Annotated in this window: 19 protein-coding genes and 1 tRNA gene; 8 read left to right on the forward strand and 12 right to left on the reverse strand. The window is 64.0% G+C overall.

Annotated features, from left to right (window positions below; all coding sequences use genetic code 11):
* The 6 genes from DV707_RS04320 to aglG all read right to left on the reverse strand — a co-directional run bounded on the left by DV707_RS04320 (nucleotide 1) and on the right by aglG (nucleotide 7,424).
* Nucleotides 1–1,359: a sulfatase gene (locus DV707_RS04320; RefSeq protein ID WP_103990443.1), complete on the reverse strand. Its 1,359-nt coding sequence runs from the start codon at nucleotides 1,357–1,359 to the stop codon at nucleotides 1–3.
* Nucleotides 1,360–1,422: 63 nt separating this feature from the next.
* Nucleotides 1,423–2,859, reverse strand: a complete 1,437-nt coding sequence (locus DV707_RS04325; RefSeq protein ID WP_103990442.1) for a lipid II flippase MurJ — start codon at nucleotides 2,857–2,859, stop codon at nucleotides 1,423–1,425.
* 131 nt (nucleotides 2,860–2,990) lie between these two features.
* The gene (locus DV707_RS04330; protein WP_103990441.1) at nucleotides 2,991–4,145 is read right to left on the reverse strand and encodes a glycosyltransferase; all 1,155 of its coding nucleotides are present in this window, start codon (nucleotides 4,143–4,145) and stop codon (nucleotides 2,991–2,993) included.
* Between the two features lies 1 nt (nucleotide 4,146).
* Nucleotides 4,147–5,082 carry an SDR family NAD(P)-dependent oxidoreductase gene (locus DV707_RS04335; RefSeq protein ID WP_103990440.1) on the reverse strand — a complete coding sequence of 312 codons (936 nt, stop codon included), beginning with the start codon at nucleotides 5,080–5,082 and terminating at the stop codon, nucleotides 4,147–4,149.
* 78 nt (nucleotides 5,083–5,160) lie between these two features.
* Complete coding sequence (locus DV707_RS04340; RefSeq protein WP_103990439.1) at nucleotides 5,161–6,441, reverse strand: nucleotide sugar dehydrogenase; 1,281 nt, start codon at nucleotides 6,439–6,441, stop codon at nucleotides 5,161–5,163.
* A gap of 65 nt (nucleotides 6,442–6,506) precedes the next feature.
* A complete protein-coding gene (gene aglG, locus DV707_RS04345) occupies nucleotides 6,507–7,424 on the reverse strand; it encodes a glucosyl-dolichyl phosphate glucuronosyltransferase (RefSeq protein WP_103990438.1) in 918 nt (305 codons plus the stop codon).
* Between the two features lie 197 nt (nucleotides 7,425–7,621).
* Between aglG and DV707_RS04350 the strand changes: the two genes are divergently transcribed.
* Nucleotides 7,622–9,049, forward strand: coding sequence for a flippase (locus DV707_RS04350; RefSeq protein WP_103990437.1), 1,428 nt, complete (start codon nucleotides 7,622–7,624; stop codon nucleotides 9,047–9,049).
* 48 nt (nucleotides 9,050–9,097) lie between these two features.
* Here the strand turns inward: DV707_RS04350 and glmU are convergent, their stop codons facing one another.
* Entirely contained in the window at nucleotides 9,098–10,300 is a 1,203-nt protein-coding gene (gene glmU, locus DV707_RS04355) for a bifunctional sugar-1-phosphate nucleotidylyltransferase/acetyltransferase (protein WP_103990436.1), read from the reverse strand.
* A 191-nt stretch (nucleotides 10,301–10,491) separates the two neighbouring features.
* On the opposite strand from glmU, the gene aglJ reads away from it, so the two are divergent.
* Nucleotides 10,492–11,406 (forward strand): S-layer glycoprotein N-glycosyltransferase AglJ, encoded by a 915-nt coding sequence (gene aglJ / locus DV707_RS04360; RefSeq protein ID WP_103990435.1) that lies wholly within the window; start codon nucleotides 10,492–10,494, stop codon nucleotides 11,404–11,406.
* Between the two features lie 281 nt (nucleotides 11,407–11,687).
* On the opposite strand, the gene DV707_RS04365 is transcribed toward aglJ, so the two are convergent.
* Nucleotides 11,688–12,011 (reverse strand): DUF5789 family protein, encoded by a 324-nt coding sequence (locus tag DV707_RS04365; protein ID WP_103990434.1) that lies wholly within the window; start codon nucleotides 12,009–12,011, stop codon nucleotides 11,688–11,690.
* 133 nt (nucleotides 12,012–12,144) lie between these two features.
* Here DV707_RS04365 and DV707_RS04370 point away from each other — a divergent pair, with 133 nt between their 5' ends.
* Nucleotides 12,145–12,357: a ribbon-helix-helix domain-containing protein gene (locus tag DV707_RS04370; RefSeq protein WP_103990433.1), complete on the forward strand. Its 213-nt coding sequence runs from the start codon at nucleotides 12,145–12,147 to the stop codon at nucleotides 12,355–12,357.
* A 5-nt stretch (nucleotides 12,358–12,362) separates the two neighbouring features.
* Here DV707_RS04370 and DV707_RS04375 read toward each other — a convergent pair whose 3' ends face one another.
* Nucleotides 12,363–12,905: a hypothetical protein gene (locus DV707_RS04375; RefSeq protein ID WP_394337400.1), complete on the reverse strand. Its 543-nt coding sequence runs from the start codon at nucleotides 12,903–12,905 to the stop codon at nucleotides 12,363–12,365.
* Nucleotides 12,906–12,945: 40 nt separating this feature from the next.
* Entirely contained in the window at nucleotides 12,946–13,632 is a 687-nt protein-coding gene (locus DV707_RS04380; RefSeq protein ID WP_103990431.1) for a DUF4336 domain-containing protein, read from the reverse strand.
* 241 nt (nucleotides 13,633–13,873) lie between these two features.
* Between DV707_RS04380 and DV707_RS04385 the strand changes: the two genes are divergently transcribed.
* The 5 genes from DV707_RS04385 (at nucleotide 13,874) to DV707_RS04405 (ending at nucleotide 18,828) form a co-directional block, all read left to right on the forward strand.
* Nucleotides 13,874–14,815 carry a DUF502 domain-containing protein gene (locus DV707_RS04385; RefSeq protein WP_235010724.1) on the forward strand — a complete coding sequence of 314 codons (942 nt, stop codon included), beginning with the start codon at nucleotides 13,874–13,876 and terminating at the stop codon, nucleotides 14,813–14,815.
* 101 nt (nucleotides 14,816–14,916) lie between these two features.
* Nucleotides 14,917–15,444, forward strand: a complete 528-nt coding sequence (locus DV707_RS04390) for an archease (RefSeq protein ID WP_103990429.1) — start codon at nucleotides 14,917–14,919, stop codon at nucleotides 15,442–15,444.
* A 163-nt stretch (nucleotides 15,445–15,607) separates the two neighbouring features.
* Nucleotides 15,608–17,023: a helix-turn-helix transcriptional regulator gene (locus DV707_RS04395; protein ID WP_103990428.1), complete on the forward strand. Its 1,416-nt coding sequence runs from the start codon at nucleotides 15,608–15,610 to the stop codon at nucleotides 17,021–17,023.
* Between the two features lie 132 nt (nucleotides 17,024–17,155).
* A complete protein-coding gene (locus DV707_RS04400; RefSeq protein ID WP_103990427.1) occupies nucleotides 17,156–18,310 on the forward strand; it encodes a DUF7096 domain-containing protein in 1,155 nt (384 codons plus the stop codon).
* Between the two features lie 104 nt (nucleotides 18,311–18,414).
* Nucleotides 18,415–18,828, forward strand: a complete 414-nt coding sequence (locus DV707_RS04405) for a hypothetical protein (protein WP_103990426.1) — start codon at nucleotides 18,415–18,417, stop codon at nucleotides 18,826–18,828.
* Between the two features lie 319 nt (nucleotides 18,829–19,147).
* Here the strand turns inward: DV707_RS04405 and DV707_RS04410 are convergent.
* Together DV707_RS04410 and DV707_RS04415 are read right to left on the reverse strand one after the other, a co-directional pair.
* A tRNA-Thr gene (locus DV707_RS04410) sits at nucleotides 19,148–19,221 on the reverse strand.
* Between the two features lie 14 nt (nucleotides 19,222–19,235).
* The gene (locus tag DV707_RS04415) at nucleotides 19,236–19,877 is read right to left on the reverse strand and encodes a GNAT family N-acetyltransferase (protein WP_103990425.1); all 642 of its coding nucleotides are present in this window, start codon (nucleotides 19,875–19,877) and stop codon (nucleotides 19,236–19,238) included.
* Nucleotides 19,878–19,935: the final 58 nt, after the last annotated feature.

The following is a 19,935-nucleotide window of genomic DNA, read 5'->3' on the forward strand; positions in this document are numbered from 1 at the left end:
TCATTTGTACCCGAGTGCCTCAAGTCTGTCTTCGGTCTCCTCACCGACCGCTGGTTCAGCCAGTTTGTCCCTCTTTGCTGCTCGGTCAAGGAAGGAGTGCATCTCCTCGCGAAAATCGTTGACGATGTCTTTTTGGCTGTCGACAGGAACTCGTTTACACTCCGGAAGCTGCCAGAGATCCCACTCTTGGTCCGGGTTTTCGGGGTTATCGATATCCCGCCACCAGACGAGTCTCCACCTTTCGTTCTGGTAGGCGAGCACGCTTGTATCCCCGAGAAACATCGAATGCTCTTGGTCTCGTGGGCCGTCCTTGATAGAGGGTACGAGGCTCTTCCCCTCCCATCGGGAGTCCTCACCGAGGTCAAACAGCCCGGCGACCGTTGGGGGGATATCCAGGAGTGAAGCGATGTCCTCGATCCGCCTGCCTTCCGGGATTCCCGGGCCGAAACAGAAAAGCGGGACGTGAAAGCTTTCTTCGTAGCCCGATGGGGGATGTCCAACCTTACCGTGTTCCCCAAACAGTTCCCCGTGATCTGATGTAACGATGAATACAGTGTCTTCTAATAGTCCCCGCTGTTTGAGCGCATCAATGAACTCACCAAGGTGGTGGTCGAGATACCGGACATCACCGCGGTAGAGCGCCTGTAAATCGGCGATGTCCTCGTCGGAAAGTTCCGTCCCATCCTCGTGCATTTTGCCGTTGACCGAGATGGCCCGGTTCTTCGAAATTGACCTGTCGGTTACATCGTCAAGAAACTCATCTGGCGGGTAGAACGGATAGTGAACGTCCATATAATGAGTCCACAAAAAGAACGGACTGTCCTTGTCACGTTCCTGATCTATCCATCGGAGTGCTTTTTCGTTGAGTGCAGGTGCTTCCGTGTAGTCGCTACTCCCGGAAGTGGTTCTGACGAAGTGATACACGCGCTTGAGTAATTTGTAGAGAACCGAGTCGCTATCCAAGTTTTGGGTGACGAGATACCGGAGACGTGAGAGCCCCCCCGCCTCGTCGTCGAAATCGTTGTAGGTGTTGAATCCGATGTCGTAGTTCTTGTCGTCACGAAGGTGGGGGTTTGTGTGGAAGCCAGCAGTAGCGTAGCCGGAATCTTGAAATTTCGAGGCGAGGAAAGGACGTTCATCGGACATATATCCGGAACCACCATAGTGGTCTGCATAGGTACCCGTGAGGATTGTCGGAAACGAGATTGGCGTTGCATACCCGTTAGCGTATGCTCGAGTAAATCGGACACCATCATCAGTATATTCGTTTATTCGCGGCATTAGCTCAGAAGCCTTAGTCGAATGGTCTGCACGGAGACTATCTACTGTGAGAAGAACGAAATTCGGCCTCATCGTCATAAAATCACTTTTAAATCAATAAGTAATTTTTGTTTCGTTCGTCACTGTAAGATCGTACTGAACTTAGGAGATCTCCGAAAGTGAAGCTGGTAGGTTATCAGAGACAATCGATCTGAACCGGCGTGAGAGAACTGCCAGTAGCGAAAAATACGTTACTGGTCCAACGGCGACAAGTAACAAGACGATAATAACGTTGTCAGCGATGTGACTCGATTCGAGAACCCGTCGAGTAATAAAAACGACGCCCCCCATCACTACAGCTGACGCAGACTGTCTCCCCATCTCAGCTATCGGTACCTCGAATTTCAAGACCTGGAATAAGTATCTGAACGCAAGGATCAGTCCCACTGTCGCTGAGATGACGGTTGCGACTGCAGCACCGACCCAGCCGAACAGGTGTACGAGAATAACGTTTAGAACGATATTAACGGTAATAAACGTTGCATTCACCCGAAACGAGAGTTCAGGACGGTCAAGTGCGTTCAAGCCGGTCATCAGCTGTCCTTGATAATCATATATAATCATTGAAACAATCAAGAGGGCTAGGACCGTAGTGCCTCGGGTGAACTCGTCCCCGTAAATCCGCAGCAGCCGGTCCCCGATAACGAGAGCACCAACCAAGCCTGGAATAGAAATAAGGCCGGTATTCGCGATCGAGTCGGTAATTATCGTCCCGAATTGATTGTCCTGATTTCTTGCGTCGGCGTGACTGAGTTCGGGGAACGTGGTCTGCTGTATACTTGAACTGAATATCCCTACGAAGTTCGTCAGATTCCATGCGATCTGATAGACTCCAACGAGCGCTGGGGAGACGAACGCTCCAAGAACAATAAAATCCATATCAGTAAATGAGCGGCTACTGAGATTTCCGAGCCAAGAGTATTTGGCGAAGTCGATCAGGCTTATAAAGTGTTCTTTCGCCGGCCACTGGAATCCAACCGAGAGGAACAGCAGTCCGAGACAGCTAACGAGAGCCGCACCGGCTGCGTACCCCACCAGCATCCCGGTCAGTCCCAACCCGGCAACTACGAGAGTGATTTGAATTAGACTCTGGCTCCCCACTCGAACCGGTCCAAGTAAGCCGGAGATGTGGACGAGTCGGTCGCCGTGTAACGCGGAGCTAATCAGAGACGCCGGAAGGCCGATGACGACAAGTAGGGTGACGAAGAAGGCAGCTTCGACGCCTAGATACGAATTTACTGCGTCTTTGAATAGGACGACAGCGAGAGAGACGACGACGCAGATGCCAACAACAATAATAAGTCCGGCAGTGAAATAAGCCTCCTTTTCGTCCGATTCGCTCATCCGCTTTGTCACCGCGGACGCCACTCCGACCTCACCGCCGGTTCGTAGCCACTTGCTGACAACGAGTACGAGCGAGTAGTACCCAAGAACCTCCGCACCAACAACCCGAGCGAACACGAGCGTTGCAGCGAAGCCAAGCCCGGAACTGAGGAATTTTGAAATGAAAACGATGAACGAGGTTTGTCCAATACGCATTATTTGTGATCCTGTCAAGCAGGCATTCTCGGATATCCCCGTAGGTGGTTTATAAGCTTTGTACTTTGTTCACCGGCGTCTCATAGACAGTATTGAACTCCATCTGTTGTCTCACAATTTGTTGTCCATAGTTACTGACATTTAAATTGCGTCTGAAACGATCCGAGCATTTCAGCGACAGTTGCTCGCAGCTGATCTTCGAACGACGCCATCGAAAACTGGCCAATGAGCGATTCCGGATCTCCCGAGAGTCCTTCACGCTCTAGTTGGTTGATCGCGGAGCGGATCGATGGCGGTGAGCCATTATGCGAATACCCGTTGATCCCGTCTTCAATAAATAGTCCCGGAAATCCCTCGTCACGAGCGAGACAGGGTTTCCCGCTTGCATTGGCTTCTATCGGGACAATTCCAAAGTCCTCGTTACGTCCATTAAATACGACTGCCCGACACCGGCCGAGGAGATCGTACTTCTCAGCCTCGGAGACGAACCCAACGTAGTCCATATTCTCGGCAGCCTGTATCCGGTCAACGACGCCCGCGTCGCCCTCACCGCCAGCGAAGACAATTCGTTTATTTATCCCTTCGAACGAGTCGACGACAGCCTTGATCCCCTTTTCTACATCAAGCCGTCCGAGGTGGAAATAGAATCCCTCGTCGCCGTGGTTTTCGTACTGGTTGAGTTTGACAGGGGGGTAGACAACCTCGGCGTCGCGCTTGTAATATTTCCATAGGCGGCGAGAAATGATAGGGCTATTGGCGAGGTAGTGGTCAACGCGGTCATCGAGCGCGCTATCGCGCATTCGGAGATAGCGGACAGCGGGTCGAGCCAACTGACCTAGGAGGGAACTTTTCCGGTCGTGGTAGAGGTCATAAAACCATCGTGGTGGCGAGTGACAGTAATTAACGTGTAGTGTCGTATCTGGCGTGATGACGGCTCGTGGTGTCGATCCGGAGGTGATGAGAACATCCGGCGATCCATAGATGCGCCAGTCGACATCCTCCCAGAGACTATACTCTGCGGAGCGGCCAAAATGACGCTTAAATGAAGTTCCAATCCCCGATATATCAGCAGTTACGTCATAGAAATGGATATCACCGTACGGATTTGTCTCGTCTGGTTCTGGGTCACCGACGGTGTAGACAGTCGTCTTCCCGAGGGCCTCGGCCAGTTTTGTCACGAGATATTCCGAACCGCCCCAAGAATCGATGTGCCAGTGCGCGATGGCGACCTCTATATCTGAAAGAGAATTGGCATTTTTCGCATCGGATACATCTCTGTCAGTCATCTCACTCCGACCAAAAAAACTCGACCGTTCGTTCTAATCCCTCAGCAAACCCGACTGTCGGCTCATACCCCAACAACTCCGTAGCCTTCGAGACATCCGCGTGCGAGTGCCGGACGTCTCCGGGACGTGGATCGTCATACTCCGGTTCAATATCCGTCCCCAGCGACTCGTTCAACGCCTCAACCAGCTCGTTGACGGTCACCCGACCGCCGGTACCGACGTTAAACGCCTCCCCGGTCACGTCGCCCTCGGCAGCCAAAATATTCGCTTCAACCGCATTCTCGATGTACGTGAAGTCTCGGGATTGTTCGCCGTCGCCGTAGATGACCGGCCGTTCTCCCTCCAGCATCAGATCGATGAACTTCGGGATCACGGCCGCGTAGTCGCCCTCGGGATCCTGCCAGGGGCCGAAGATGTTGAAGTACCGAAGCGCGACCGTATCTATATCGTAGAGGTCGCTGCACTGCAGCGCGAGCTTCTCCGTGAAGTGCTTCGAGAGCGCGTACGGCGACTCCGGGCGCTCTTCCATCGTCTCGACCTTCGGCAGCCGCTCGCTCGACCCGTACACCGACGAGGAGGAAGCGACGACGACGGTGTCGACGTCGGCGCGACGGGCGGCGTCCAGCACCGTCGCCGTCCCGGTGCAGTTGGCGTCGGTCGTCGTCACCGGGTCGTCGACGCTCCGCGGGACCGAGGGGACGGCGGCCTGGTGAAAGACGTACTCGACGCCCGTCATCAGCTCGCCGATCGTTTCCTGATCACGGATGTCCGCTTCGTGGAACGTGAACCCCTCCGAGTCCCGAAGCCGCTCGACGTTCTTCTCGCGACCGGTCGCGAAGTTGTCCACGCCGCGGACTGAATAGCCTTTATCCAGAAGCGTCGCCGCGAGATTTGATCCGATGAACCCCGCCGCGCCCGTAACGAGTGCAGTCGGCATACGAAACCTCGTGTTCGGAACTCTGTTGAGTGTATCGACTTTCGGATTCTACAGGTGAGCAGGGAACTCCCCGAGTGGTCAGAGTCGGACGACGTCGGCGCCATCGACATCGAGATCGGCTGTCGCGTTCCGCGTGTCGAACACGAGTGACGAGTTCCCGACGATTCGGTCGAGATCGAGCGTGCTGTGATCTGTCACGATGACTGCACAGTCTGCCTCCTGTAGTCGTTCGTTCGTCAAAGAAACCGACTCGTAGAGATTTCCGTCGACGTCGAGCGTCGGCACGAACGGGTCGTGGTACTCGACGTTCGCCTTCCAGTCTTCGAGTCGCCTGACGATGTCCACGGCGGGCGACTCCCGCGTATCGGAGACGTCGGGTTTGTAGGCCGCTCCGATGACGACGACGTCAGCCGTCGACAATGCCATCCCCCGGTCGTTCAACTGCTCGACGATGCGCTGGACCACGTGTTCGGGCATCTCGCGGTTGACGGTGTCCGCGAGGTGGATGAAGCGCGTGTCGATCCCCTGCTCGTTGGCCTTCCACGACAGGTAGAAGGGATCGATCGGAATGCAGTGACCACCCAACCCCGGCCCGGGATAGAAGGCCATAAACCCGAACGGCTTCGTCTTCGCCGCGTCGATGGCGTTCCAGATGTCGACGTCAAGTTCGTGAGCCACCTGTGCGAGTTCGTTGATGAGGCCGATATTGACCGCGCGGAACGTGTTTTCCAACAGTTTCACCAACTCCGCCTCCGTCGCGGAGTTCACGCGCACGACTTCGTCGAAGACGGGCTCGTAGATCGCCTCGGCGTGATCGCCGCACTGCTGGCTGACGCCGCCCAGCACTTTCGGGATGTCTGTGGGGCCATACTCCTCGTTTCCTGGGTCGATGCGCTCCGGCGAGAACGCGAGATAGATGTCTTGGCCGACTGTTGCCCCGTTCTCGGTGAGCGCGTCGCCGACGATCTCTTTCGTCGCCCCCGGATAGACGGTGCTCTCTAAGATGACCGTCGTCCCTTCGGGGACAACGGGAGCGAGCCGCTCGGCGGCGTCAACGACGAACGAGAGATCCGGCGTGTCCGTCTTGCGGAGCGGTGTCGGAACGCAGATCGAGACGCCGTCGACATCGGCTAGTGCCGCGTACTCCGTCGTAAATTCGATACCCTCCGCGAGTGCATCGGCGACGTCCGCGTCGTCTACGTCGCTGACCTTCGTCTCGCCGTCTCGGAGTTTCTCGACGGTCTCTTCGTCGACGTCGACACCGACGACGTCGTATCCGGCCCGGTGCATCGCTAACGCCAGCGGGAGGCCGACGTATCCCAGTCCCACGACGCCGACCCGACCCAGCTGCGAACTCATATGCACTCAGCAACGGACTTCGGGGATTTCAGCCCATCGCTTGCGTTCGGTCGGTCACTCCCCGATCACCACTTCGCGAGTCCGTACAGGTAACCGATACCCACCGTTCCGGTGAGCACGAAGAGCGTGAAGAGCTGTTTCGCCTCGGTCGTGTCCGGATCCGCGACGAGCGATTTCACTCGCGACGGAACGAACGCAAAGAGGAGCTTCTTCAGGAAGTCCGACTCCTCCTCGCTCGATTCCTCTGAGACGAGCGTCTCCATCGCACGCTTGGAGTACCCCTGCCAGAACGAGCGTTCCAGTAACCACCGCTTGTCGGTCCGCCATTCGAATACTTTGTGACCGACCTTCGCATCGGGATTGTAAATCACACCCCGCCCGTACTCTTCTCGCATCCGGGCACAGAACTCCGTCTCGTGAGCCTGGAGGTTCTTTTCACCCTGTCGTCCGACCTCGGTTGCGAACCCTCCAAGTTCCCTGAGCACCTCCGTCTTGAACGAGATGTTCGAGCCGAAGGTGTTTCGAACCTCCTCGCCGGGCTCGGCGAATCCGCGGTGAGTGACGCCGACCAGCCAGTAGAACTCCTCGGGGAGGAACTCGGGCTTTCCCGCGACCCACAGTGGTGTCATCTTCCCGCCGACGGCGATGGCGTCCCGTTCTTCGTACACGGAGACGAGTTCTTCGACCCACCGTTCGTCCGCGACGGCGTCGTCGTCGATGAGCGCGACGATGTCGCCGGTGACGTATTCGAGGGCGTTGTTACGACTTCCCGAGAGGCCGACGTTTTCATCGTTGCAGTGGATTTTCAGCTGCGGGTCGTCTCCGTATTCCGAGAGGATCCGCTCGTAGAGTGCTTCGTTCCCGTCGACGATTACGACGATTTCAACGTCGTCATACGTCTGGGACTGTACGCTCTCGAGGCTGTCCTCGAAGTGTTCGTACATCTCCTCGGAGTACGTACAGATGACGACGGAGACTTTCATTGATCGAGCGATGCCGACGCGGTACCGTAAGGGTTGTGTATACGACTTTTCAGAGATTGATATCTGACGTAGCCGAGATGTCGGGTCACACAGGTTAGGACGACTTATCCGTCTCGAACGTCCTACCATCCTGTGAACCGTCCCTGACGACGTCCGGCGTTCACCCAGCGACGACGTCAGTGGTTCCTCGCCCGCCAATGAGAATCGGACAGACGTCCTTCGTCGTCTTCGCGTCGAAGCTCCTCGGCTCTGCGCTGGGATTCGTTGCTACCCTCTACTTCGCACGAACCCTCGGAGCCGCAGTGTTGGGGCAGTACGCCCTCGTGCTCGCGATCGTGGCGTGGCTATCGCTGGCCGGGAATCTCGGTATTTCCGGGGCGATAACCAAACGAATGACTGAGGGAACAGACACGCCCGCGTACGCGACCGCGGGAGCACTCGTCGTCGCGGCGTTCGGCCTCGCACTCGGAGCCCTCGTGTTCCTCTTTGATGAGGCTGTAAACGCGTACGTCGGCGAACCGGTCGCGCCGCTGGTCGTCGCGCTCCTGCTGTTGGGGCTCTTTCAGTCACTCACGAACTCGGCACTTCAAGGCGAGCGGAAAGTCCACATCACGGGGCTGCTCACCCCTGTCGGGATCGCCGTCCGCAGCGTCATCCAGATCGCGCTGGTCTTCGTCGGATCCGAACTGGTTGGTATGATCGCTGGTTATGCCATCGCGAACTTTCTCGTCGCTGTCGTCGGCCTCGGGTTGCTTTCGGTCGGTGTCGCTCGTCCGTCGCGAAAGCACTTCGCGTCGCTCTACGAGTACGCGAAGTTCTCGTGGCTCGGCGGCCTCCAGTCGCGGTCGTTCAACGACGTCGACGTCCTCCTGTTGGGCGTCTTCCTCCAGTCGTCGCTCGTCGGCGTCTACTCCGCGGCCTGGAGCATCGCGAAGTTCCTCACGCTGTTCGACTCCGCCGTCAGTTCGACGCTGTTTCCGGAACTGAGCCGCGCCGACGCGGAGGGGCGGCAGAGCTCCGTCGCCGGCCTCGTCGAGGACTCGCTCACCTACGGCGGTCTCGTCCTGATTCCGGGGCTGTTCGGCGGGATCCTGCTCGGCGATCGGTTGCTCCGGATCTACGGCCCTGAGTTCGTTACCGGCGCGTCGGTGCTCTGGATCCTGATCGCCGCGACGCTTCTGTACGGCTACCAGAAACAGCTGTTGAACGCGCTGAACGGGATCGACCGCCCGAAGGCGACGTTCCGGATCAACGCCGCGTTCATCGCGGCAAATGTGATACTGAACGTGCTCTTGATCCCGACGGTCGGCCTCGTCGGGGCCGCCGTCGCGACGGCGCTGTCCGCGGGCGTCGGCGTGGTGCTCGCGCTGGTCACGCTGCGCTCGGAGATCGAATTCGAGATCCCTCTCGGGGAGATCGCCCGACAGTTCGCGGCCGCCGCCGCGATGGCCGCGGTCGTCGTCGGAGTCGAAACCCTCCTCCGGACGGCGATCGATCTGAACCACAACTTCGCGACCGTCGTCCTGCTCGTTGCCGTCGGTGCCGGAACGTACTTTATCACCCTCTTCGGGATCTCCGAAGCGTTTCGGTCGACGGTCTTCGATAACAGTCCGTTTCACTCCTGACCGACGACCTGGATCAGTATCACTCCCCACCGACGTCTCCCACCGGCTTCACTCCCCACCGACGTCTCGCATCACCGTCTCACCCGGCCGTATCCCCGCCCCGCTCGCGATCTTCACGCCCGCGTTCAGGCTCACGTTGATCCCGGTCTTCACCCCGTCACCCAGCACGACGCCGAGTTTCCGCCGTCCGGTGTCGACCCGCTCGCCCTTCACGGTCATCGCCACCGACGCGTCGTCGTGCCGCAGGTTCGCGACCTTCGTTCCGGCACCCAGGTTCACGTCCCGCCCCAGGATCGAGTCGCCGACGTAGGAGAGGTGCGGCACCGCCGCGTCGGAGAACAGAATCGAGTTCTTCACCTCGACGCCGTGGCCGACGTGCGCGTCCGGGCCCACCACGGTCGCGCCCCGGACGTACGCGTTCGGACCCACCTCCGCGCCGGACATAATCAGGGCCGGCCCCTCGACGTGGACGCCGTCGCGGACGGTCGCGCCTTCCTCGACGACGACGTTCCCGTCCAACTGCGCGCCCTCGGCGACTGCCCCTCGAACATCTCCGTCGACGTCGGCCAGCAGTAGCTCGTTCGCCCACAGTAGCTCCCAGGGCCGGCCGACGTCGAGCCACCGGCCGTCGTACTCGACCACGGAGACGTCGCGGCCATCCGAGAGCAGCAGATCGAGCGTGTCGGTGATCTCGTACTCGCCGCGCTCGCTTTCCTCTGTCCTGTCGATGTACTCGAACACCTCCGGCTCGAAGGCGTAACAGCCGACGTTCGCGAGGTCCGTCGGCGGATCCGAGGGCTTCTCGACGATCGCCGAGAGCGCGCCCGCGGCATCGACGGAGACGACGCCGTAGGAGCGCGGGTCCTCGACTGGCGTCGTCGCGATGGCGTGCCCGTCCGCGGCCGCGAGCGACGCCGGGAGCGCCGGGTCGACCAGGACGTCGCCGTTGAGCACGATGAAGCGGTCGTCGACGACTTCGCGGGCCTGTTCGATCGCGTGGGCGGTCCCCGCGGGGTCGGCCTGCTCGACGTAGCTGATCGGCGTGCCCCGATAGGCGTCGCCGAGACGGTCGGTGACGTCCGTCCCCCGGTAGCCGATCACGACGACGAACTCGTCGACGACGTCGATGCAGGCGTCGAAGACGTGTTCGACGAGGGGGCGGCCGGCGGCGGGAAGGAGCGGTTTGGGCCGGTCGTCGGTGAGCGGTCGCATCCGTGTCCCCTGTCCGGCCGCGAGCACGACTCCGTACATACGAGGGGAGAACGCAACACCGCCGTATAGAAGCCTCGGTCGTGACAGCGGCTCACGGTGACGCGGATCCGATCGCCGGAGGTCGGTGACGTGGGCCCGATCGTCGGCGCGGGCCGTCCTCGGCACCGCTCCGATTACCGCCCCGTCGAGTTCCGGTACCACTTTTATGCGCCCACGACGCACTCCCAGCAATGCCTTCGCTCGACGACGTCACCGTCCTCGTGCCCACCTACGACGAGGCCGAGACGATCGGTCAGGTCATCGACGACTTCCGCGAGGCCGGGTTCGACGACGTCCTCGTCGTCGACGGCGGCTCCGACGACGACACCGACGACATCGCCGCCGAGCACGGCGCGCGCGTCGTCTACCAGACCGGATCCGGCAAGGGCCAGGCCGTCCGCGAGGGCGTGCGCGAACACGTCGACCGCGAGTACGTGCTGATGCTCGACGGCGACGCGACCTACCGGGCCGCCGACGCCGAGGCGATGCTCGAACCGCTCTTCGAGGGCGAGGCCGAGCACGTCATCGGCGACCGCTTCGCGGACATGCGCGAGGGCGCGATGACGCGCTTCAACAAGCTCGGAAACCGCCTGATCAACCGCGGGTTCGCGTACGTCCACGGCGAGGAGTTCGGCGACATCCTCTCGGGCTACCGCGCGTTCACGCGCGAGTCGTTCCGTCGGATGACCCTCTCTTCGGACGGGTTCGGCATCGAGACCGAGATGGCCGTCGAGTGTGCGAAGCGCGGGATCGAGACGACGGTCGTCCCGATCACGTACCTGCCGCGGCCCTCCGGGTCGGACACCAACCTCCGGCCGATCCGCGACGGCGGGATCATCTTCCTCGAACTGTACCGCCGCGCGAAGACCAACAACCCGCTCTTTTACTTCGGCAGTCTCGGCGTGATGTCGACCGTCGCCGGCCTCGTCATCGCCGTCTACGTCGGGATCGAGTGGGTCACCGTGAACGTCTCCCACGAGGTGCTCGCGGTCGTCTCCGCGTTCGGGATCATCGTCGGCGTCCAACTGCTGATGTTCGGCGTGTTGGCCGATCTGATCCTGACGCTGCACCGGGACACGCTGCAGAAGATCGACGAGGAGACCTGATCGGCGTCGGTCGCTATGTCGCCTGCGTCGTTGCGTCTCTCTCCCGTCATCCGAACAGGGTGATAGCCATCACACTGTACGGCTAGGCGAGCGGACGCGATTCCTCGATCCCGAGTTTGTCTTCGACGCTGCTGTTCCTGAACAGAGTTATTACCTGGTTGTACCGCGAGGCGAGCGAATGCGAGCCTCGCGGCGTTTTTCCCTCCAGGTTTTTGCGCGGTGGGTTCCCGCAGCGAACGCAGTGAGCGAGGAAACCCACCGTGGAAAAAGGTGGGGGTGACTTAGAAGGGGAGAAGCGCCCGCAGCTGTGAGAAGATCCCGCCACCGGAGGCGCGGTACTCCTCGAAGACGGGGTGCAGCGCGTCGAGTAGTTCCCGCTTGCTGTCGAACTGGCTCGGGCCGACCGCGGCGAGCGCCTCCGAGAGCGCGACCGAATTGCCGTTGGCGTCGTAGGGGATCGCGGGATCGTTGAGTTCGCGGACGATCTCGTCGGTCGTCGCGGGAAACGAGAGATCGGTCTCCGAGAGATAAGGGGTGAGCGCCGCGATGCCGAACTCCAGGGAGTCGGGGTCGTCGCCGCCCTGCTGCGGTGGTCTGACAGCCATCGGAGACCGCTACGGCTCGGGGGATGGAAAAACCCCCGGCTCCCGTTCGACGGGGCGAAAAGCGGCGCCGCGTCGGGCCGCAGTGCCGACTCCACAGGGTTTTGTCCGCGCGACGCCTCACACCGTCCAGACGATGACCGAGTACACGACCGTCTCGATCCCGAAGGACCTCGCCGAGCGGGTCGACGAGACCATCGAGGGGACCAGCTTTTCGAGCACCAGCGACCTCGTGCGCTTCCTCCTGCGGAGCATCGTCATCCAGTACCAGCGCGAGGGCGAACTGACGGAAGCGGAGTTCGAGGACATCGCCGAACAGCTCACGGACCTGGGGTACCTGGATCGGTAGCGCCTCTACCCGGCGACCGTCTCCTCCGGCGGCTCGACGTCGAGGACGTCGAGGTCCAGTTCGCGGTCGTTCCGGTCGAAGGCCGCACACGACGCCTCGTCCCAGGGCGGCACCGCGACCACCAGCGCGGCGGCGAAGGTATCCTCGCGCGTCGCTTCCAGCGGCCCCTGCGGATGCGAGACGAACCGGGCGCGCCCCCGGCCCGCGGGCGTGCCGAGGTCGACGCCGAAGACGGCCGTCACGGAGCCGCTCGCCTCCGGGAAGTAGAAGTGGGTGAGCACCGGCGTCTCGGGATCGAGGTCCAGATCCGCCTGGAACTCGCCGGCCGGTGTCGACGCGAGCACGACGCTGACCGACGACGGTTCCTCCGCGTCGGCCATCTCCAAGAGGGCGTCCAAGAGCCCGCGCGTGATGTAGACCACGACGGGGTAAACGGCCGCACGGGTCAAAACGCCGTCGGACGTGCGGCGGTTCGGCCCGCGCGTCGCTGGGGACGGACCGGCTGTCGACGGAGGCGACCCGCGAATCGACGGAGCCGTCCGACGTATCGGTGTAGCAGCAGCCGTTCGTCGCGTTCGACCGACGACGCTACGACAGCAACTCCCTGAGCGCCCGCCCGTAGGCTCCCGGCAGGTTCGACCGCGCGTTGTCGAGTGCGTCCCGGAGCGCGGCTCCCGCATCGGTGGACACGCCCGCGCCGTGGCCGACGAGGACCCGTTCGGGATCGTACCCCGAGAGCGCGCGCCGGGGCGGGACCGGACGCAGCATCGGATGGACGCCGAGGCGTTCGCCGGGCGCACAGAAGTACGAGACGGTGCCGACCGCCTCCGGAACCAGGAGCGTTCCCTCCTCGGGGTGATACAGGCCGACCTCCTGCCACGGCGGGAGGTCGGAGTCGCGGATCCGGAAGGACTCGTAGCCCGAATCGGCCAATTCGCTCCCGAAGCGCTCGACCGGCGCGTCGAGTTCCGCCGCCACGCCGGTCATCCACTGCGGAACGTAGACCGGGACGTCGTACCGCCTCGCGAGCGCCGCCGAGTCGCGTTTGTGTCGGTCCAGGCCGACGACGACGCCCGCGACGTCGCCGAACTCCGCGAGCAGCGCGTCGAGGTCGGGCGCGTCCACCGGATCCACCACCCAGAGGCCGCCGTCGTCGCCGACGAGCGCGTGGCTGGCTCGTTGCATCGTCTCTCCCGGATGGGCGATCCAGCCGACGCCTCGCTCCCACCGGTCGATCTCGCGGTACCCGTCGCCGTCGCCGCCCTTCATCGGCATACCCGACACTCCGAGCGCGATCCGGATAAAGCTCCTCGCCGACGGGGACGCGCCCTGACGCGCGATTGTGGACGGAGCGGGTCGATCGGGCGAGTCGGAGCCGGTGGGTCCACCCGGGCGAGTCGGCCGAGACGAATCGAAGCGAGGCCGACCGTGGCAATCGCCTCCCCCGGAACTGGAGGGACGGAATGTCGTAGCCGGGACACCTTTGGGGGGATCACTCCTACGTGGGGAGTACGCTATGTCTGATGCACGCTCTGACGTCCCTTCGATGGGTCGGGTCCGACGCTCGATGTACGATGTCGTCCGCGAGGCGTTCATCTCCGGGCTCGCCGTCGTCGTCCCGCTCGTGATCACGGTCGCCGTCTTCCTCTTCCTGTTCAACGCGGTCTACGGGTATCTGAACCTGTTCTCGGAGGCCATCGTCGCGCTCCCGGTCGTCTCGCTCATCCCGGAGGTGCTGAACGTGAGTCCCGCGACGGTCGTCGAAGCGGCGGCGCCCGTCGTCGTCTTCGGTGCCGTCCTCGGGATCGGGCTCGTGGTGAACAGCTCGCGGTACGGCGAGCGCGCCGTCGAGTACTTCGACTACGTGATGGTGCAGATCCCGGGGATCGGCTCGGTCTACGAGAGCTTTCGACGGATGAGCGACGTGGTGCTCGAATCCGACGCCGAGAACTTCCGCGAGGTGAAGCTGGTCGAGTTCCCCCACGAGGGCGCCTACACCATCGGCTTCGTGACGACGGAGACGCCGGAGGTGCTGCGGTCGGCGGCGGGCCACGAGGAGATGTACACGCTGTTTCTCCCGCTCGCGCCCAACCCCGTGATGGGCGGACACCTCGTGCACCTCCCCGAGAGCCGGGTGATGGACGTCGAGATGAGCGTCGAGGAGGGCGTCCAGGCGATCGTCACGAGCGGCGTGGCGATGACCGGTCGCGGCGACGACGGGCTCTCGCCGGAGGAGTTGAACTCGCTGTCACCGGGCGAGGTCGGAACCGCCGAGCGCGACGCGGGATCCGCGTCCGAGTCCGGTTCGGAACCCGACCGTCGAACGGGAGCCGCCGGCGACGGCGACGAACCGGCCGACCGGTACGACGACCGGATCGATCCCGAGCACGCCGAGACGCCGGCGGATCTGGTTCGCCGGGCGCGTTCGGACGAAACGGACCGCGGGGACGGCGGCTGACGGGCCGACGGCGGTGATCGAGCAACGCTGACGGGTCGACGGCAGCGGGCAGACGACGGGCGACCGGAAGACCCAGGCCCTCTCGCGCCGCTCCGGTACGTATGCCCTTCGAACTTCGCGAACACACCGCCGACGTCGCCGTCGAGGCGACCGCTTCGACCCTCTCGGCGCTGTTCGGCTCGGTCGCCGACGGACTCGCCGCGGCGTCTTGCGACGCCGTCGCCGAACGCGCGGCGGGATCGGCGGCGGACGACCCCGACGGGGCCGAGCCGACGCTCCCGGCGATCGACGCCGAGACGTTCGAGGTCTCGGTCGCGTCCGAGGGTCCGGAGGCGCTCCTGTTCGACTACCTCGACGAACTCATTTACGAACGCGACGTGCGCGGCGTCCTCCCGGTCGACAACCGCCCCCGGATCGAGGCGCCGGAGGGCGCGAGTGCGGACGACGACCAGACAGCCGACGACGAGGCCGGCGGCGACGACGCCGAATGGCGGTTAGACGCCACCTACCGCGGACTCCCGCTCTCCGAGATCGACGCGAGGGAGGTGAAAGCCGTCACCTACTCGGAGATGCGAGTAGAGCGGACCGAAACCGGCGGCTGGGTCGCGTACGTCGTCTTCGACGTGTGAGTCGGCCGAGACGCGCCGTACGTCGTCGGGTACGGCGGCGAGGGCGTCGACTGCGGCGGAGGAGTCGCCCGCGAACGCCGCACCGCGCGCGTGGCAGTCCCCGGTCGGTCGCACGGTTCGTCTCGGAAGTTGTTTGTGCCCCCCGCGTCGAGAATGGCACGAGATGACCGACCGCGCAGCGCGCCTCGTCTGTGTCGCCCTCGTCGTCGCCGCCGTCGTCGGGGGTATCGGCGCGACCGCACCGGGCGCGTCGGCGCAGACGACGGACAGGATCGCCGGGTCGCAGATCGCCCCGGACGACGTCTCGATGCGTATCGAACTCCGTTCGGACGGGTCCGCGGCGTGGACGGTCGAGTACCGGGTCCGCCTCGACGACCAGAACACGACCGAGGCGTTCGAGTCGCTCCGCAGTGACATCGAAGCGAACGAGTCCCAGTACACCGCCCAGTTCGGCGACCGAATGGCGTCGACGGCAGCCACGGCCGAGAACGCCACGGGGCGGGAGATGGCGGTTCGGAACGTCTCGGTCACCGCGACGCGACAGCAGCTCCCGCAGGACTACGGCGTCGTCACGTACACGTTCGTCTGGACGAACTTCGCGGTCGTCGAGAACGGCGAGATCCGCGCCGGCGACGCTCTCGCGGGACTGTTCCTCGACGAGGAGACGTCGCTGCAGTTCTCCTGGCCCGAGGGCTACGCCCTCGACACGGTCCAGCCCGACCCCGACGACACGCGGCTGTCCTCCCGCATCGTCGTCTGGAACGGCCCGCTGGACTTCGGGCCGAACGAACCCACGCTCGTCGCCGCGGAACAGCCATCCGGCGGTGAGGGGACGCCCACGGACACTCCCGCGGACGACGCCGGCGCTGACGACGGCGGGAACGACGCACTCCTGATCGGCGCGCTCGTGCTCCTCGGAGGCGCCCTCGGAATCGGTGGCTGGTTCCTCTACCGGCGTCGCGACGCGGGGGGCCGAGGGACCGGTTCCGGCCGTACCGGTGGCGCCGCAGGGACGGGTACCGAAGCCGCCGGAGCGGACACAGCCGGTCGGACGTCGCAGCCGAGTGCCGGCTCCGACACGGACGGCGCGACCGCGGAAACCGCCGACGCCGAGGACCCGTCCGCCGCGGCTTCCGCGTCGGCAACCGACACCGGTGCGGCCGCCGATTCCGGTACAGACGTCGGTGCCGATGCAGACGCCGGATCCGGCGGGAGCGGTGTAGCCGGGAGCTCCGCGGGCGGCGGTGGAAGCTCCGCGGGCGACGGGGACGAAGCTCCGGACAGCGGCGGGACGGACGAGAGCGCGGCCGGCCCGGGGACGGCCGCCGCGGACGACCGGCCGTGGGAGGACGAACTCCTCAGCAACGAGGAGCGCGTGCTCGCCTTGGTCGAACACAAGGGCGGTCGGATGAAGCAGCAGGAAGTCGCCGGGACGCTGGAGTGGACCGACGCGAAGACGAGCCAGGTGGTCCGGAAGATGCGCGACGAGGACAAACTCGACGCGTTCCGACTCGGCCGCGAGAACGTGCTCGTGCTCCCGGGCGAGGGTCTCGGACCCGGCGACTCCGACGAGGAGTAGGGGCTCGACGGGACTCGCCGCGCCGTCCGCCGGTCCCGACGGCGTGGTGCGATACAATCCGGGTTAAACCGGCGAAAACCGGCGCAAGGATGTCGGAGGTATATGTGGTTCGGGGGTCTACCGGCAGTTGAAATGCGACCAGCATCCACGCTCCTCGTCGCGCTCGTCGTCGTCGTCGCGGCCGTCCCGGTCGGCGTCGCGGCGTCGACGGCCACCGGCGGGTCGCTGTCGCCCGCCGGAGGTCCGGTCGCGGCCCAGGTAACGGACGACGGCACGGCGGCGACGAACGCCACGGAGACGGAGACCGGAACCGAGTCGTCGCCGACGGCCACGCCGAGTGAGAACGCCTCCGAGGAGGCGGATTCGGAGCCGAACGCCTCGACCGAGATCGCGCCCGGCGCGAAGCTCGCCGGCGTGGTGGCGGTCCAGCGGACCGAGATCGACAGCGAAGTCGGATCACGTGCGTTCGGGCAGCGGGTCGCCGCCGCGGCGACGAACGAGTCGAAAGCGGCGGTCATCGCGGAGAACGTCAACGACAGCCGCGAGCGGATCGAGACGCTCCGGGACCGACTCGCCGAACTGGAGCGCGCCCGGGAGTCCGGCGAGATCTCCGAGGGCCGATACCGCGCCCAGACCGCGCAGGTGACCGCGGAGATCAACTCGGTGGAGCGCCGTCTCGACCAGGCGAACGAGTCGGCGTCGTCGCTGCCGGCACCGGTGCGGGAGGCGAAGGGCATCGACGCGTCGAACATCGAGCGCCTCCGGACTGACGCGCGGAACCTCTCGGGGCCCGAGACAGCCGCGATCGCCCGCGAGATCGCCGGCGACAACCCGGGGCGGGGGATGGGCGACGCACCCGGACGGAGCGGTGACGCACCGGGTCGAGACGGTGATACACCGGGACGAAGCGGCGATGTGCCGGGACGGAGCGACGGACCGGCGGCGGGAAACGAGTCTGAGGACCGACGGCCCGAGGAGGCCGGGAACGGCGACGCGGGCCGAGCGGACGGCTCGAACTCCGGTACCGACGGCGACGGTGCCCCCGGTCGGTCCGGCGATCCCGGCGCGGACAACGACCGCCGTGAGAAGAACGCGAGCAGGAACGACGCTGACGAGTCCGCCGAATCCGGCGACGACGACGGAGGGAACGACGCCGGACAGAGCGGTGACGGCGACGGCGACGGTGGTTCCGACGGTTCCTCCGGACAGAGCGGTGACGGGTCCGGACAGGGCGGAGACGCGCCGGGACGGAGCGGTGACGCTCCCGGACGCGACCGCGGTGAGTAGGTTTCCGACGTCGAACGTGGCGGTCGACTCTCGGCCGTCCGCTCGGATTCAGATCTGATACTGGAGGGATAGGATTATGCCGATCCGGCTGAACTGACCGACTGATGGAGTACGCGTACCCGATCGTCGGGTTCATCGCTGGGATGGCGCTCGTCGCTACCAGCGTCTTCACGGCGTTCGTCTACACGCCGACGACGACCTCCACGGTCGACACCGCGCTGACGGCCTTCACCGGCGTGACGCTCCAGGTGGGTGACTTTCTCGCCGTCGCCTCGATGACCGCGGTCGTCTTCGATCTGCTCGCGACGCAGTTGGGGGTCCGATTCTCGCTCGTGGTCCCGTTCGGGGTCGGCTATCTGTTCACGCACGTGATCATCTACTACTCGTCGCTGCGGATCACCGACGTCCAGAGCCAGCCGCTCGATCCGGATTTCGACATCCGGGAGAACCCGCTTCGGCTGGCCACCCTGTCGATTCCCGGCGCGTTGATCCTGCTACCCGCGGCACGGCGTCGGTGAGCGGATAAGTGAAACAGCTCTTTGAGGCAAGGTCGCTTTTACGTGGATCTCCCCCGTAGGCACAGGTGCCCAGGTTGGGCCGCCCGCGATTCGGTCCCCGCCGACGCGAACGCAACCGATCCCGGCCGCCTCCCCACCCCTCCCCTCCCCGCCGGGATCGGTGGCCCACCGACTGGGCACCCCCCGCTGACGCGTTCCCTCCCTCGCCTACGACGCGCCGCCTTGCCCCGCGGATGTCCCACCTCCCGACGGAGAGCGAGACGGTAGAACCCGAAACACCCCGGAAGAGACGTCACTCGCGGTCAGAACCGTAGCGGAGAGCCAGGGGTGGGATTCGAACCCACGAAGTCTCGATTACAAGTCGAGTGCATGAACCGCCCATGCTCCCCTGGCGCGGGTCGACCTACTCAGTCCTCCTTTGAGTGTGTGTCGTTTTCGGCGGGCGGGTCCGAGGCGGTCACCGCGCCGCCGTCGGCCGGCTTCTCGAACTGGACCCGGTGGGGTTCGTAGCCCCGTTCGCGGTAGAACTCGCGGGCGCGCCGGTTCGCGGCCATCGCCTCCAGCGACAGCACTGTCGCGCCGGCGGCCCGCAGGGAAGACTCGGCGGCGTCCATCAGCGCCGTTCCGACGCCGTCGCCCCGGGCTGTCGGATCGACGTAGACGTTCCGGACGACGCCGCGCGTCTCGTCCTGCTCGTACGCCCCGCGCTCGATACCGAACGTGACGAACCCGACGATGTCGCCGTCGCGGCGCGCCACGCGGATTCCACCGGTGACCGCGTGCCGCGCGAGCGTGTCGCGGACGACGGCCCGGTTCTCGTCCGGGAGGACGTGGGAGTCGTGCGCCCGCTGGTCCGACGCGAGCGCGACCCACAGGTCGACCAGCGCGTCGACCGCGTCGAGGTCCGGACTGTCGATCGAGACCTCCCGGTCCCCGGATTTCTCTGAACCAGCCCCGGCCGATTTCGGACCCCTCTCGGTCGACTGGACGCCCCCCTCGGCCGACTGGGAATCCGCTTCGAGCGCCTCGGAGTCGTCCGGATCGGCCATACGCTCCGTTCGACCGAGAGGCGGATATATCGTCGGGTTCGCCGACCCCGCTCCCGCA

This window comes from Halobellus limi (assembly GCF_004799685.1).
GTDB lineage: Archaea > Halobacteriota > Halobacteria > Halobacteriales > Haloferacaceae > Haloquadratum > Haloquadratum limi.

Bases quoted from the DNA above. Each gene is read 5' to 3' on its own strand.
- DV707_RS04320 (WP_103990443.1), bottom strand. From the start codon at position 1,359: ATGACGATGAGGCCGAATTTCGTTCTTCTCACAGTAGATAGTCTCCGT.
- DV707_RS04325 (WP_103990442.1), bottom strand. From the start codon at position 2,859: ATGCGTATTGGACAAACCTCGTTCATCGTTTTCATTTCAAAATTCCTC.
- DV707_RS04330 (WP_103990441.1), bottom strand. From the start codon at position 4,145: ATGACTGACAGAGATGTATCCGATGCGAAAAATGCCAATTCTCTTTCA.
- DV707_RS04335 (WP_103990440.1), bottom strand. From the start codon at position 5,082: ATGCCGACTGCACTCGTTACGGGCGCGGCGGGGTTCATCGGATCAAAT.
- DV707_RS04340 (WP_103990439.1), bottom strand. From the start codon at position 6,441: ATGAGTTCGCAGCTGGGTCGGGTCGGCGTCGTGGGACTGGGATACGTC.
- aglG (WP_103990438.1), bottom strand. From the start codon at position 7,424: ATGAAAGTCTCCGTCGTCATCTGTACGTACTCCGAGGAGATGTACGAA.
- DV707_RS04350 (WP_103990437.1), top strand. From the start codon at position 7,622: ATGAGAATCGGACAGACGTCCTTCGTCGTCTTCGCGTCGAAGCTCCTC.
- glmU (WP_103990436.1), bottom strand. From the start codon at position 10,300: ATGTACGGAGTCGTGCTCGCGGCCGGACAGGGGACACGGATGCGACCG.
- aglJ (WP_103990435.1), top strand. From the start codon at position 10,492: ATGCCTTCGCTCGACGACGTCACCGTCCTCGTGCCCACCTACGACGAG.
- DV707_RS04365 (WP_103990434.1), bottom strand. From the start codon at position 12,011: ATGGCTGTCAGACCACCGCAGCAGGGCGGCGACGACCCCGACTCCCTG.
- DV707_RS04370 (WP_103990433.1), top strand. From the start codon at position 12,145: ATGACCGAGTACACGACCGTCTCGATCCCGAAGGACCTCGCCGAGCGG.
- DV707_RS04380 (WP_103990431.1), bottom strand. From the start codon at position 13,632: ATGCCGATGAAGGGCGGCGACGGCGACGGGTACCGCGAGATCGACCGG.
- DV707_RS04385 (WP_235010724.1), top strand. From the start codon at position 13,874: ATGTCTGATGCACGCTCTGACGTCCCTTCGATGGGTCGGGTCCGACGC.
- DV707_RS04390 (WP_103990429.1), top strand. From the start codon at position 14,917: ATGCCCTTCGAACTTCGCGAACACACCGCCGACGTCGCCGTCGAGGCG.
- DV707_RS04395 (WP_103990428.1), top strand. From the start codon at position 15,608: ATGACCGACCGCGCAGCGCGCCTCGTCTGTGTCGCCCTCGTCGTCGCC.
- DV707_RS04400 (WP_103990427.1), top strand. From the start codon at position 17,156: ATGCGACCAGCATCCACGCTCCTCGTCGCGCTCGTCGTCGTCGTCGCG.
- DV707_RS04405 (WP_103990426.1), top strand. From the start codon at position 18,415: ATGGAGTACGCGTACCCGATCGTCGGGTTCATCGCTGGGATGGCGCTC.
- DV707_RS04415 (WP_103990425.1), bottom strand. From the start codon at position 19,877: ATGGCCGATCCGGACGACTCCGAGGCGCTCGAAGCGGATTCCCAGTCG.